This is a genomic window from Lactococcus sp. dk101 (genome assembly GCF_009601055.1).
GTDB lineage: Bacteria > Bacillota > Bacilli > Lactobacillales > Streptococcaceae > Lactococcus.
Genome location: NZ_WITI01000002.1, coordinates 1 through 13,779, shown reverse-complemented (window position 1 = coordinate 13,779; position 13,779 = coordinate 1). Strand labels below are relative to the sequence as shown.

Annotated in this window: 8 protein-coding genes, 14 tRNA genes, 1 rRNA gene and 1 pseudogene; 1 reads left to right on the top strand and 23 read right to left on the bottom strand. The window is 40.0% G+C overall.

The annotated features are described in order from the left end of the window. Positions 1–163: 163 nt before the first annotated feature. The 3 genes from GHI45_RS01980 to GHI45_RS01970 all read right to left on the bottom strand — a co-directional run bounded on the left by GHI45_RS01980 (position 164) and on the right by GHI45_RS01970 (position 3,032). Entirely contained in the window at positions 164–661 is a 498-nt protein-coding gene (locus GHI45_RS01980) for a hypothetical protein (protein ID WP_147778830.1), read from the bottom strand. Positions 662–833: 172 nt separating this feature from the next. Continuing rightward, on the bottom strand, positions 834–2,438 hold the full coding sequence (locus GHI45_RS01975; protein ID WP_147778829.1) for an L-lactate permease: 1,605 nt from the start codon (positions 2,436–2,438) through the stop codon (positions 834–836). A 135-nt stretch (positions 2,439–2,573) separates the two neighbouring features. After that, a complete protein-coding gene (locus GHI45_RS01970) occupies positions 2,574–3,032 on the bottom strand; it encodes an RNA pyrophosphohydrolase (RefSeq protein ID WP_147778828.1) in 459 nt (152 codons plus the stop codon). 263 nt (positions 3,033–3,295) lie between these two features. On the opposite strand from GHI45_RS01970, the gene def reads away from it, so the two are divergent. Beyond that, the gene (def, locus tag GHI45_RS01965; RefSeq protein WP_370450731.1) at positions 3,296–3,877 is read left to right on the top strand and encodes a peptide deformylase; all 582 of its coding nucleotides are present in this window, start codon (positions 3,296–3,298) and stop codon (positions 3,875–3,877) included. A gap of 52 nt (positions 3,878–3,929) precedes the next feature. Here the strand turns inward: def and GHI45_RS01960 are convergent, their stop codons facing one another. The 20 genes and pseudogenes from GHI45_RS01960 to rrf all read right to left on the bottom strand — a co-directional run bounded on the left by GHI45_RS01960 (position 3,930) and on the right by rrf (position 13,768). Continuing rightward, on the bottom strand, positions 3,930–5,858 hold the full coding sequence (locus GHI45_RS01960) for a hypothetical protein (protein WP_147778827.1): 1,929 nt from the start codon (positions 5,856–5,858) through the stop codon (positions 3,930–3,932). Positions 5,859–6,146: 288 nt separating this feature from the next. Then, positions 6,147–8,396, bottom strand: coding sequence for an ATP-dependent Clp protease ATP-binding subunit (locus tag GHI45_RS01955; protein ID WP_147778826.1), 2,250 nt, complete (start codon positions 8,394–8,396; stop codon positions 6,147–6,149). A gap of 483 nt (positions 8,397–8,879) precedes the next feature. Beyond that, the gene (rpoD, locus tag GHI45_RS01950) at positions 8,880–9,983 is read right to left on the bottom strand and encodes an RNA polymerase sigma factor RpoD (protein ID WP_370450730.1); all 1,104 of its coding nucleotides are present in this window, start codon (positions 9,981–9,983) and stop codon (positions 8,880–8,882) included. A gap of 105 nt (positions 9,984–10,088) precedes the next feature. Next, a pseudogene (locus GHI45_RS11550) lies at positions 10,089–10,238 on the bottom strand (translation initiation factor IF-2 N-terminal domain-containing protein); the annotation flags it as partial. 64 nt (positions 10,239–10,302) lie between these two features. Beyond that, entirely contained in the window at positions 10,303–12,186 is a 1,884-nt protein-coding gene (gene dnaG / locus GHI45_RS01945) for a DNA primase (protein WP_147778824.1), read from the bottom strand. A 178-nt stretch (positions 12,187–12,364) separates the two neighbouring features. Beyond that, a tRNA-Ser gene (locus GHI45_RS01940) sits at positions 12,365–12,452 on the bottom strand. Positions 12,453–12,464: 12 nt separating this feature from the next. Then, positions 12,465–12,538: transfer RNA gene (locus tag GHI45_RS01935), tRNA-Ile, on the bottom strand. A gap of 15 nt (positions 12,539–12,553) precedes the next feature. Continuing rightward, a tRNA-Gly gene (locus tag GHI45_RS01930) sits at positions 12,554–12,624 on the bottom strand. A gap of 3 nt (positions 12,625–12,627) precedes the next feature. Continuing rightward, positions 12,628–12,700: transfer RNA gene (locus GHI45_RS01925), tRNA-Phe, on the bottom strand. Between the two features lie 9 nt (positions 12,701–12,709). Next, positions 12,710–12,783: transfer RNA gene (locus tag GHI45_RS01920), tRNA-Ile, on the bottom strand. Between the two features lie 15 nt (positions 12,784–12,798). Continuing rightward, positions 12,799–12,872, bottom strand: a tRNA-Met gene (locus GHI45_RS01915). 18 nt (positions 12,873–12,890) lie between these two features. Next, positions 12,891–12,964 (bottom strand) — tRNA-Pro (locus GHI45_RS01910). 2 nt (positions 12,965–12,966) lie between these two features. Further along, positions 12,967–13,040: transfer RNA gene (locus tag GHI45_RS01905), tRNA-Arg, on the bottom strand. Positions 13,041–13,057: 17 nt separating this feature from the next. Further along, positions 13,058–13,129: transfer RNA gene (locus GHI45_RS01900), tRNA-Gly, on the bottom strand. 19 nt (positions 13,130–13,148) lie between these two features. Further along, positions 13,149–13,221: transfer RNA gene (locus tag GHI45_RS01895), tRNA-Thr, on the bottom strand. 66 nt (positions 13,222–13,287) lie between these two features. After that, a tRNA-Leu gene (locus GHI45_RS01890) sits at positions 13,288–13,369 on the bottom strand. Between the two features lie 9 nt (positions 13,370–13,378). Continuing rightward, positions 13,379–13,451, bottom strand: a tRNA-Lys gene (locus GHI45_RS01885). 25 nt (positions 13,452–13,476) lie between these two features. After that, positions 13,477–13,549: transfer RNA gene (locus GHI45_RS01880), tRNA-Asp, on the bottom strand. 24 nt (positions 13,550–13,573) lie between these two features. Beyond that, a tRNA-Val gene (locus GHI45_RS01875) sits at positions 13,574–13,646 on the bottom strand. Positions 13,647–13,652: 6 nt separating this feature from the next. Then, positions 13,653–13,768, bottom strand: a 5S ribosomal RNA gene (rrf, locus tag GHI45_RS01870). Positions 13,769–13,779: the final 11 nt, after the last annotated feature.

The following is a 13,779-nucleotide window of genomic DNA, read 5'->3' as shown; positions in this document are numbered from 1 at the left end:
CCTCTTTGAAACTAATATTATATAAAAATATTTAAAATAATTTATTTAATAAAAAAATGAAACTAATATTATATTTTAATTTTAAAACATAATAATGTAAAAGTCAATACCGTTTTAAAAAAAAGCTCATGATTATGAAATTATGAGCTTTTTATTTATTGACTTAGTTTCTATACCAGAGTTCGTCTTTCTCAAAAAAAATTTTATGCCATGCTAGGAAAATTTCATCATTTAAAAAATATGTGGTTAAAAAGTGACTATGACCTATCACCTCAAGTATGGCTTTTCTATCTTTATAGAAAATAATATCCTCTGGAAGCTCCTCAAGATTATCATCTCCCCATCCAAATAAGGAATGAGAAAAGATAGAAAGTATTTTTCGTGTGTTTTGATTATATTTATAGTAATAAACTCCACCAACGATCTCATTCTTTCTTCTTTCAGCCGTTAAGCAAATATCTGTCTTTCTCTTTCTTATCAGATATGGTTTCAATTCTTTTTCTAATTGGATTCCATTTTCATGTATTCCTACTTCTTCGTTAAATGCAAAAGAGAATTCATCTGCTTTTGCCGTATTAAGTAACCAATTTAATAGTTCAATGTATTTCTCCCCAGAAATATTATCATTCATCGTATATTCCCTTATTTTTTGTTTCTTCATTTTATTTCCTCCTTCAAGCTAATATTCTACTAAACTTATGACAGTAAAATGACTTCTTATAGGGTTCTTCTGCTAGGGTTCTTCTGCCTCTATTTTACGATAAAAGATAGATAAATGGAATATAAAAACTCATAACAGTTACGTTATGAGTTTTTTATACAAAGTACTAACCTCACATCAGTTGCAGATACACAAACGAAGCAGCAACGATGAGGAGCGTGTAAATCAATGCTGGAAGCATTGTTTTTCTGAGGATTTCACCTTCTTTTCCGAAGAGGCCGACAACGCTACTTACGGCAACGATATTGAAGATACAAATCATACTTCCTGCTGCTGCTCCCATTGCTTGTCCTGCAAGGATAAGATGGGTTGGAAGATTTGAATCAGCTGCTACATCCGCTTGGATTGTTCCAAAGGTTAAATTCGAAACAGTCACACTTCCTGTGATAAAGGTGCCAAGTTCTCCTATAAATGGTGCAATAAAGAGCCAGAAGTTTGAGAGGTATTTCGAAAGGAATTCAGCAATATATGCTGGCATTGACGCAAGGTCGCCATTATTGATGCCGGAGTTTGAAAAGATTTGAACCATAATCAATGTTACTGATAAGGTTATCCCTGTTGTAACGACATTTGAGAAGGCCTCTTTCGCCGTTGGAATAAACATTTTCAAGGATTTGACTTGAATGAGCAGTGCCAAAATCGAAACTAAGGTAAGGACAAACCCTGGAGAATAAAGGACTGCCCAATCTGAATTGATGGTTTTATAGCCTAGTATGTCATTCCAACTTAGATTGACATACTCATTTAAGAAGCTGGTCAAAGCAGGAATGGTACGAGTAAGCAGTAATAAAACAACGACAATGCCATAAGGAAGCCATGCTTTGATCAAAGACATGCTTTCTTCTGTGGCTTCTGGTTCAACAAAACTTTCTGACTCAAGTTTTCGCCAAGGTTCTATTTTACTTTTCTTTGGCAATAAGAAATTGAAACGTAAGAGAAGCATTGTGACGACTAGCATTGTCAATGGTGTAACGATTGATACAAACTCATAGCTTAAGAGATTAGAGTAAAGCCATGAAAAGCCACTGTAACAAGCTCCTATAAAGAGTGTCCAAGGCAATACTTCCAACCAGTCTCCGATGCGTTTATCTTTTGGACTCAGCAATACCGTCATCAAGAAAACTAAAATCGTTGGAATAAAGATACCACCCATCAAATCTAGTGTTGTTATTGTCTGTGAGACTTGGTTCAGGACATTTCCAGATTGTTCTTGAGCAACATTACTCAAACCAACTGTAATCGGTGTACCGACTGCTCCAAAAACTGCCGGATTCGAATTTGACACGAGCGCTAATACGACTGCCGATAAGGGCGAAAAGCCCAAGGCAATGAGTAAGGGCGCCGTAACCATTGCTGGTGTTCCAAATCCTGAAACGCCCTCAATCAATGCCCCAAAAAGATAAGCGACTAAAACGCCCTGAAGTCGCATATCTAAAGTCAAACTTTTAAAACCATTGTTAATGCTCGTGATGGCGCCTGTTTTCTTCAACACATTCAGTAACATCAAGGCGCCGAACAAGATCCATAAAATCGGTAATGTTTTATGAATTCCTTGTAATGTCGACGCAAGAATAACATTAAAGGGGATTTTCCAGAAAATAAATCCAGTTATCGCAACGACAACTGCACTTATTGTCATTCCTGTACGTGCTGGGAGGTTAAGAACACCTAGTAAAATAATAGGTATTAAAACCGCAAGAAGTGCTATTAGTATCATATTATCTTATCTCATTTCATTTTTGTTATATATGACTTAATTATAACATATTTAATTGAATGAAATTTTTGGTATGATAAATGCTCTGTTGATTTCATTTTTAATCGCCAGATTTTTCCTATTTCAACAAAAATTTCAATTCATTGCTTCAATTTTTTGCTTGAAATAGCGGACAACGGTTTGGTAGATGTCCGTTTTGAAATGAAAGTCCATGGTCATAAATTCGTCAGTGCTGACAAATTTGTACTGGGTAATTTCGATTTCTTCTGGGTGGCTGTCCAGCTTGATGACCGCGTCTTTGTCCAATTTGACAAGAAAATAATATTGCTCTTGGCCTTTATAGGTCCAAGTTGGAAAAGTCATGCCTGCTGGAAAATCATATTTGAGCGTACCTGGGTACTGGTCTAGGATATCAAATTTAGTTGTTCCGATTTCCTCGCCTAATTCGCGTTTGAGGGCTTCTTTAGGTGCTTCTCCTGACTCAATTCCGCCTTGAGCGAGTCCCCAACTGAGTTTGTCTGCGCGTTCGCCAATCCAAATTTTTCCGTCAGTACTGACAAGCAACGCTGCTACGTTTTGTCTATAATCGTTCATCTTTTTCACTCGCTTTCTTATCTTTTCTTAAATTTTACCACTTTTTCCTTAAATTTAGCTTTTTTTTCATTTGGGTAAATCCTTGATATGACTGGCTTTGATTGCAAAAGATTGTTGTTTTGCCTTTCTTACGATATAATAGAATTATCGTTAAAAGAAATAAGGAATCAAAAATGACTGGTAAAGAAGTAAACGAAAAACTGTCAGCTCTGACAACTGACCAAATTCAAGAACAATTGACGAAAGCAAGCCACCAAATCGACATGGACGACATCGTTCGCGAAGGCTTCCCAACCTTACGTCAAGTCGCATCTGATGTCAGCTTCCCTTTGTCTGAACAAGATGAACTTTTGGGTGAAAAAATGATGCAATTTTTGCGTAATTCGCAAGATCCTGTTATCGCTGAAAAAATGGGACTCCGTGGTGGTGTTGGACTCGCTGGTAATCAACTTGGCTTGTTAAAACGTGTTATCGCTGTTCTCATCCCAAATGAACCTGAGATTGATGAAGCTGGTAATGAAATTGCACCTAAGGAAGCTTTCAAGATGCAAGAAATTTTGTACAATGCTAAAATTGTGAGCCATTCTGTACAAGATGCTGCGCTTGATACTGGCGAAGGATGTCTTTCAGTTGATGAAGAAATCCCAGGACTCGTTGTTCGTCACGCGCGTGTCACTATTGAATATTATAACAAGGCTGGCGAAAAGAAGAAAATCCGTCTTAAAAACTTTGAATCAATGTGTGTCCAACATGAAATTGACCATACCAACGGTGTCATGTTCTACGATCATATTGATCCAAAACAACCTTGGGCAATCAAAGATGGCTTATTAGTTATCAAATAAAAAAAAGCGAAGATTTTCGCTTTTTTTTATTGTCTTATTTGTCGAGTGAAATTCAAAATGGGAGGGCATCTCCAGCTGTTGGGTCAATCACATGAACTTCAAGAGCTTCCATACGGAGTGATTTTCCTTTTGTTCCTGCGAATTGACCGTCGCTGAACCAACCTGTCCAACCTGAGCCTTGAACATGCACACGGTAGAAGACGCGGAGATTTGGATTGGTCGAATTCACTTTCAGTGACAGACCTTCCATGCGGCGACTCTGTCCTGTTGTCCCAAGGGTCAAGAGGCCATTTGCATCAACTGTTCCATCCACATCACCGAGATCTTGAAGATGTGCTGAACCGCTCAGCGTATATGTACCACCAGCACCGTCAGAACCACCTGTCAAGTGAGCAGCTTCCATACGAAGCGAACGACCCGTTGTTCCAATAAAGTCCCCTTTTCCTGGATCAGTAATGGCAGACATCCAACCTAATCCTTGCACGTGAGCTTGTGCTGTAAGGGCGATTGATGCAAATCCTGTTGTTAATGGAATGGCTGTTGGAGTATTTGGTGCCGTAAAGTTCGTTGTCGTTACCTTAGCAGACAAATGGTATTTTGTATTGGTTGGTAAACCTGTGAAATCATAAGCCGTGCCATACGCTACTGCTGGAGAGACAAGCGGTGTGCCACCTGCATCTGGTGTCAAAGTATAAACTACTTTGGCATCTGCTGCTAGTCCTGCATTAATCGCCGCTGAAGCTGTTGGAGAGCTGATATTTGCAGCAATCGTCGTTCCTGAAACTTTACCTGAAAGCGTCAAATCCTGTGGTGCTGTCGCTTGAGAAATGATATTATTTCCAGGTGTAAAGAATGGGAGCGCTCCTGTACTTGCTAGAAGGGCTTGAAGTGTTTGGAGTTGTGCTGCTGACAAGCTGACATTAAGTTTTGAAGCATCAATTCCTGTAATGGTCATGTTATGATTACTTGCGACATTAGCATTGTCATATGTCGCTTGAATTGCTTGACCGATTAAAGCATTCGTTACTGTTTGCGCAGTGCTTGCAGTACCTGTTTTTGCATTTGATGTCGGACTGGCTGCAAAAGTTAAGGTTGCTGTATAAGTCGGTACACCTGTCGCTGTAAATGGAACCGAGACAACCACATTTCCTTGCGCATCAATCGGGTTAATTGTCAGATGTCCCATCGTCAAAGTTACCGGTGCAGCACCATCAACTGAGACCGTGACAGGACTTGTTGCAAAAATTCCAGAAATTAAAGATTGTTGAGCTGCTGCAGTCATTCCTGCAAATACCGTACCTGAAGTATCTGTATCCATTTCATTTGTATCCGTAAATGTATTTCCTACTGTGGCTGTCAGTGCTGCAGTGCTTGCAGGCGTGCCATAAACAAAGGCATTTGTCCCATCAAAAACTTTTGAAGCAGTAATTGGTGTAACTGCTCCACCAAGCATAGATTTAATCGTGTCAATACTTGATCCTAGTGAACTCAAATCAATTCGTGTGATATTAACTGTTAATGCAATCGTTGAACCATCTGTCGCATTTCCTGTAATTGTATAAGTTCCCGCATTTGAAGCATTTAATGCTGCAATCAATCCTGAACCGCTAACGCCCGTCCCATTGACAACCCAGCCAGTTACAGTACTATTCATGGTTATCGGATCACCTGATAAGGTCGAATTAAAAGGTGCACCATTCAACAAATTATTCCAGTTGCTATTTGTATTTGATACAGTCGCTGTACTTCCAGCAGGATTCGGAGAAATAGAGTTGGCAAGGCTTTGAGAAGTCATCCCAGAGCCCCAAGCAAAACTTCCTGTTCCAGAGATTGCAGCACGTACACTCTGCGAACTTGTCACACTTTTAGCAAGGACGTTGACTGTTGGTGCAAGTGGAGCAACCATCATGGTTCCAAGTGCTGCTGTGGCAGCCAGTTGGCGTAAAACGATTTTTGTTGAGCGGTTAGTTTTCTTAGACATAAAGATGTCCTTTCTTTAGTTGTATTTGTTTTCGATAAATTGGTTCAATAAATTACTTTTCATCTTAGGAGAATTTAATATGTTTTCTTCATCATTAAATTATTATGAGAAAATAATGTGATATAAAATGTGGTTCAGCTAGGGGAAGTATTCATCTTCATAGAGACCATGTTGCATCCCTCACCTCCTTCTCATTTATTTATAATCTTATTATAATCTATTTATTACTTTCTCCAAAACAATATACAAATAAAAAAACTGAACTTTCGTTCAGTCTTTTCTTTTAGTTTATTCCGCTTCGACTTCTGTGCTGTCAGCAGGTGTTTCTTGGCCATTTTCAGTTTGATTGACAATGACAATCTTGTCATCAATGACATCAGCCACCAAATCTTTATATTCAGGGTGTTCGATGTAAAAATCAGCAATGGCATCTTCGATATGATCTTGGATGGTACGACGCAATGGACGTGCTCCCATTTTCGGATCGTAGCCCAAGTCAACCAATTTTTCTTTTACTGCTTGAGTGACTTCAAGATGAATGTCATTACGACCAATTTGTGCATTGACTTCATTCAACATCAAGTCCACAATCTTAAGGAGATTTTCTTTTGAAAGTGGATTGAATTCGATGATACCGTCAAAACGGTTCATAAATTCAGGACTGAAGAAATTGCCTAATTCGCCGAGAACTGAATTTGTTTTTCCTTCGCGGGCTGCACCGAAACCAACATTGGCTTCGATCTTACCAGTTCCTGCATTAGAGGTCATGATAATGATGGCATCTTTAAAGGAAACTGTCCGTCCTTGACCGTCCGTCAAACGCCCGTCATCAAGAATTTGCAAGAACAAGTGCATGACATCTGGGTGTGCTTTTTCAACTTCATCTAACAAAATCAAGCTGTAAGGATTACGACGCACTTTTTCAGTCAATTGACCTGCTTCTTCGTAGCCGACATATCCTGGAGGGGCGCCGACCAATTTGGCCACACTGTGTTTTTCCATATATTCGGACATATCAAATCGAATCATACTATCGGCAGAGCCGAAAAGTTCAACAGCAAGCTGTTTCGCAAGTTCCGTTTTACCGACTCCAGTAGGCCCTACAAAAAGGAAGGAACCGATTGGGCGATTTGGTTTTCCAAGTCCCACGCGCGAACGTCTGACAGCTTTTGAAATTTTATCAATGGCTTCATCTTGACCAATAACATGGGATTTCAAGTCTGGTGCCAGATTGATCAGTTGCGTTTGTTCCTTATCTTTCAGCTCACCAACTGGAATATTTGTTTTTTGCTCAACAATCTGTTCAATATCTTTGTCAGTAATGACAGGTGTTTCGTCATCAGTAACTTGATGATTTTGCAATTCTTTAAGTTTTGCAATTTGATCTCTAAAATGAGCAGCTTTCTCAAAATCTTCTGTCCGCATGGCTTCTGATTTCTGTTGTTCTGCTTCTGCAATCCGTCGTTTAATGTCTTCTGGATCTACAAATTTCAAGGTCAAATTTTTCTTAGATCCTGATTCATCAAGCAAGTCAATCGCCTTGTCAGGCATGAAACGATCTTGAATATAACGGTTAGACAAATGCGCGGCCGCTTCGATTGCTTCATCCGTATATTTCACATGATGATAATCTTCGTAGCGTTTCTGAATGCCCTTCAAAATCGTAATCGTTTCGTCAACTGAAGGTTCGTCAACTTTGACAGGTTGCATTCTGCGTTCCAAAGCTGCGTCTTTTTCAATGATCCGATATTCATTGAGGGTTGTTGCCCCTACCAGTTGCAATTCGCCACGTGCAAGTGCTGGCTTCAAGATATTTCCAGCATCCATGTTGCCGTCGCCAGCTGAACCTGCACCTACGATTTCATGGATTTCATCAATGAACAGAATGACATCATTTCGTTTTCTGATTTCTTCCATCAATTTTTGCATGCGTTCCTCGAATTGTCCACGAATTCCCGTTCCTTGTACGAGAGAAACCACATCCAAACGAATGACTTCCTTATTTTGCAATTTTTGAGGCACATCACCATCAACAATTTTTTGAGCCAAGCCTTCAACAACGGCTGTTTTACCAACACCTGGTTCACCAATCAAGACAGGATTATTTTTTGTTCTTCGATTTAATATTTCAATGACACGTTTGATTTCGTCATCACGACCAATCACGGGGTCAATTTCTCCACGACGTGCTGAATCCGTTACATTGATGCCGAATTCTTCAAGCATTCCTTTTGGTTGTTTACCACGTGGATTCCGTGGTGGTTGTTGTTGTCCACCGCCAAAACGGCCGGCTTGTGTGGGTGGCGTTTGGTTTTGATTTTCAGGACCATGCAAGGCACTAAAAATATCATTGAATGGGTTAAATGGTTCATCTTGACCCATCATGTTGGCATTACCAGGACCAAACAAAGCTTCCTGACCACCAGATTTCATAATTTGATAACAATTTTGACAAAGGTCAGTTTGGCGTTTCTGACCATTGACATTGGTATAGAGGTGAATAGTCGCCTCATTTATTTTACAATTTTGACAGAGCATACGCTTCCTCCTTTTAGTTCATTTATTCGTTTCAGACAGTTTACTGTCAGTTTCAAACTCAGTGTTCATTTCTTTTCCCCCAAATATCTGGGAAAAATTAAAGCATGGCTTCATTCTTATACTATTTAATTCCTAAAAGTTAGTACTTTTAGGAATTAACTCGCATTAAAACATCAAATTTGATCATCAAAGCATCAGATCATGAAAGACATATAGTTTGACCTTCTTTGACCTTTGATGATTTAATTATAATTCTTTCCAAAAAAATAAGCAAATAATATGATTTTGATGAGAAAAATTCTGTCAGCATTAAAACGACACTGACAGAACTCACAATTTATTCATTTTTTTATCATTTGTATCAAACATTTCAAAGAACAAGCTAAGAATGACCCGATAATTTTAGTATAGCAATCCACTTTAGGCTTGTCAAGCATAAAAAAACTGTCCGCACTTTTTGTCAGTGCTGACAGCCTTAATTTATTACATAAAGTCACGCAATGGTTTGCTGCGACGTGGGTGACGCAATTTTTTGATTGCTTTTGCTTCGATTTGACGAATACGTTCACGTGTTACTTTGAATTGTTTTCCAACATCTTCAAGCGTGTGCATCCGACCATCATCAAGACCAAAACGCATCCGAAGGACATTTTCTTCACGGTCAGTCAATGTGTCCATAACTTCGTCAAGTTGTTCACGCAAGAGGACACGGTTGGTATAATCAACTGGTGATTCAATCACATCATCTTCGATAAAGTCACCCAAGTGAGAATCATCTTCTTCACCGATAGGTGTTTCCAGTGAAACTGGTTCTTGAGCAATTTTCAAGACTTCACGGACTTTATCTGGTGTCATGTGCAATTCTTTACCGATTTCTTCAGGAGAAGGGTCACGTCCCAAATCTTGTAAGAGGTTACGTTGCACACGAATCAATTTATTGATTGTTTCAACCATGTGAACAGGGATACGGATTGTACGTGCTTGGTCAGCAATGGCACGTGTAATTGCTTGACGAATCCACCAAGTCGCATAAGTTGAGAATTTGAACCCTTTCGTGTGGTCAAATTTATCAACGGCTTTCATCAAGCCCATGTTACCTTCTTGAATCAAGTCCAAAAATTGCATGCCACGGCCAGAATAACGTTTCGCAATGGAAACAACCAAACGCAAGTTTGCTTCTGCAAGCATTTGTTTTGCCATTTCAGCCCCTTCGCCACCAGCAATGATTGCTTCAGCAAGTTTTGTTTCTTCTTCAAGTGAAATCAAAGGGTAACGACCGATTTCTTTCAAGTACATGCGAACAGGGTCATCAATACGAACATTGGTTACGATTTCGTCCATTGCATTGTCAGAAACATCATCTTTTGCTTCAGCTTCATCTGATTTCAAAGCGAGGGCGCTTGGATTGCCTTGAGTATCGACAATAGAAATTCCTGCATCTTGGATTTGTTGCAATAAATCTTCAATCGCGTCTGCTTCCAAACCAAATTTGACAACCAAATCGCCTGTGATTTCATCATCCAAGGCTTGTCCAAGTGGTTTACGTTTGGCAATATAAGCTTTTACTTCTTTTTCAAATGCCTTCACGTCAAAATCAGCCTTGTCAGCTTTGACAGCTTTCTCAACTTTTTTTTCTTCAACTTTAGCTACTGGACTGATGCGTTCAACGACGACAGGCTTGATATTCAAAGCATCAAGAAGGCGTTTTTCTTCATTTTCTGTTACTGAACTAGAATGAGATTTGACAGCCATCTGCAATTCTCTTGCTTTTTCGACAAGTGCATTACTACTCACGCCTGTTTCCTTAGCAATTTGATTAATTCTTTTCTTAACTTCAGCCAATTTACTCCTCCTCAACGGTGTAAAATATCTCTACAATCAATCTGACAGATTGACATTCTTAACATTATAATTTTTTCTTTTGGTTGACAATCTGGACAGTCAATTCTAACTCACGTTCCACATTCCCTGCTTTTTTGGCGACTTCCAGCTGATTAAATAAGTCAGCCAACTGACTTTCCCCTTGCTCTTTTTCCATCTTTTTTAACAAATCATCAATTTCTTGAGTGGGGACATCATCAGGTAAATCTAAACTGATTACATCGTAAAAATACTGACGCAATTCTTCATCCAACTCACTGGCTAGATGATTTGGCTCTACAAGCCCATCATAGCTCATGGATTCAATCATCAGAACATCAAATAACTTTTGAAATTGCTGATGAATAAACTTAAATTCCTCATCTTGAGCAAACCGCTTCAAGATAGAAGGATGATAAATCATACGGTGCAAAAGCTGTGCCTCAACAAGTTCAACTGCCGTAGGCTTCACTCGAATTTGCACTTCAGTTTTCTGAAATGCAGGTTGCTGATAAGCATTCTCTTGAGGTTTTTCTTCCCAATTTACAGGTTCTGCTTGATCGTAATAAGCCTGATCAGGCGGACTCGGAAGTTCGTTCATTCCCTCGAAAAAAGAGGCTTCATTCTCTTGATTGCTCCGGACATTTTCCCGACGCAAATTGACGGCACTCTCTACTTGATTATACTCGAAATCAGGTAAAATCTCAACTAATTTTCTTACAAATGCGTCCTGTGCCGTAATCGATTTAACCTTTGCAATCATTGGTGCAATCTGATCAATAAAATCGATTTGAGCTTGCAAATTTGACAGATTTGAAGGCTTCAAAAAGTCAATCAAAAATTCAATCGGTTGAATTCGACCATCCTGCATTAAATGTGCAAGTTCTTCAGTTCCATAATGTTTTTGATACTCATCAGGGTCCATTCCTTCAGGCACTTTGACGATTGAGACATCGTCACCAATCAAATTCATTGCCTTATAAATGGCATTTTGCCCCGCCGAGTCACCATCATAAACCAGTACAAACTTTTTAGCCAGTTGCTTCAAACGTCTGACATGCTTTTCGGTCAATGCCGTCCCCATTGATGCAACGACATTATTCATTCCCGACTGATAAGCCGCAATCACATCCATGAAGCCTTCCATCAAATATACTTCATGATTTTTGGAAATAAAAGGTTTGGCCTTATCCAAATTCCACAATTCGTAAGACTTATCGAAAACCGGTGTGGCAGTCGAATTGATATATTTTGCTTTAGATTGGTCGTTCTCCTGCCATTTTCGACCAGAGAAACCAATCGTATGACCATATTCATTAGTTATTGGGAACATAATACGATTTGAAAATGCATCAAAAGTATTTTGATTTGAAAAATGGAATAAGCCCGAATTCGCCAAAACGGCTTCTTCAAACTTATTTGATACATTTTTAAAAATAAAATCATTCTCGTCAGGGGCAAGACCAATATTAAAACGTTTGATTAGATCGTGTCCAATGCCACGTTCCTCCAAATACTTTCTGGCCTTTTCTCCGAGTTCAGTTGACATCAAGAGAATATTGTACAGACGTGCTGCCTGATTATTCAAATCCAAAATGGGTTGATTGGGATTTTCTTGAACCTGTTGTGAAGCTTCAATCTTCAAATCCAAACCAGCAAAATCCGCCAGTTCAATCACAGCATCCCGAAACCCAATCTGCTTATATTCTTTTAAAAACTCAATCGCATCGCCAGATTTTCCACAACCAAAACAGTGATAAAAACCTTTCTCAGCATTCACATTAAAGGAGGGAGTCTTTTCGCCATGAAAAGGACAAAGTCCTAAATAACTTTTTCCATTTTTTGTAAGAGCAACATACTGGGATATAATATCCACAATATTGATATTTGCCTTTAAATTAGTTAGTTCTTCATTCGATAAAATAGCCATAACTCCTCCTTTCTTCACGTAAATAAAAGTACAAAAGACGTCTATTAAACAATAGACGTCAGGGAATATTCCCAAACCAGAAAGTCTTGTAGGATCAACATCTCTGTTAGTCTACACCAATACACCCAATTTGTCAATAGTATTAAAAAAGCCTTAGTGACAAGGCCATGTAAACATAAGGGGAGTAAGAGATTCGAACTCTCGCGCCGGTTTCCCGACCTAACGATTTAGCAAACCGTCCTCTTCAGCCACTTGAGTAACTCCCCAGAGTTCTAAAATGGGAAACTCAGGATTCGAACCTGAGACCCCTGCGTTATCAACACAGTGCTCTAACCAACTGAGCTAGTCTCCCTAAATATTTAGTTAAAGCGGATGACGAGAATCGAACTCGCGTAGCCAGCTTGGAAGGCTGGGGTTCTACCATTAAACTACATCCGCAAGTGGCGCGGGACGGAATCGAACCGCCGACACATAGAGCTTCAATCTATTGCTCTACCAACTGAGCTACCGAGCCAAATTGCTATGGATCTTGCAGGACTCGAACCTGCAACCGCTCGGTTATGAGCCGAGAGCTCTAACCAGTTGAGCTAAAGATCCAGCAACTAAATGTTATAGCGACGAAGGGGATCGAACCCCCGACCTTTCGGGTATGAACCGAACGCTCTAGCCAGCTGAGCTACATCGCCATGATGAATTAACATCAATCGGGAAGACAGGATTCGAACCTGCGACACCTTGGTCCCAAACCAAGTACTCTACCAAGCTGAGCTACTTCCCGTATGCAAGCGGTAGGATTCGAACCTACAACCGTCTGATTCGTAGTCAGATACTCTATCCAGTTGAGCCACGCCTGCAAAATATTATAAAGAAAAGCGAACGACGGGATTCGAACCCGCGACCCCAACCATGGCAAGGTTGTATTCTACCACTGAACTACGTTCGCAAGTAATAACTTACTTATATGCCGACTACATGATTCGAACACGCGACCCTCTGATTACAAATCAGATGCTCTACCAACTGAGCTAAGTCGGCTAATGATTTCTATCATTACCTAAGTAATAACAGCTTATCACGATACCTTAGTATCTTAAAGCACGATGCGGATGAAAGGACTTGAACCTTCACACCTTACGGCACTAGAACCTAAATCTAGCGTGTCTGCCAATTTCACCACATCCGCTTTGGATAATGACCCGTGCGCGGCTCGAACGCGCGACCCTTTGATTAAAAGTCAAATGCTCTACCAACTGAGCTAACGAGTCTAAATTTTATTCGTATTGCTACGAACGGTCTCGACGGGAATCGAACCCGCGATCTTCGCCGTGACAGGGCGACGTGATAACCGCTACACTACGAGACCTATTCATTAAAGGCGAACAACCTATGGGAGTTAACGGGATCGAACCGCTGACCCTCTGCTTGTAAGGCAGATGCTCTCCCAGCTGAGCTAAACTCCCAAAATCACTTAGCACCGACCCTATCTCGCAGGGGGCGACCCCCAACTACTTCCGGCGCGGAAGGACTTAACTGCTGTGTTCGACATGGGAACAGGTGTATCTCCAACGCTATGGGCACTAAATTATTTTGCAC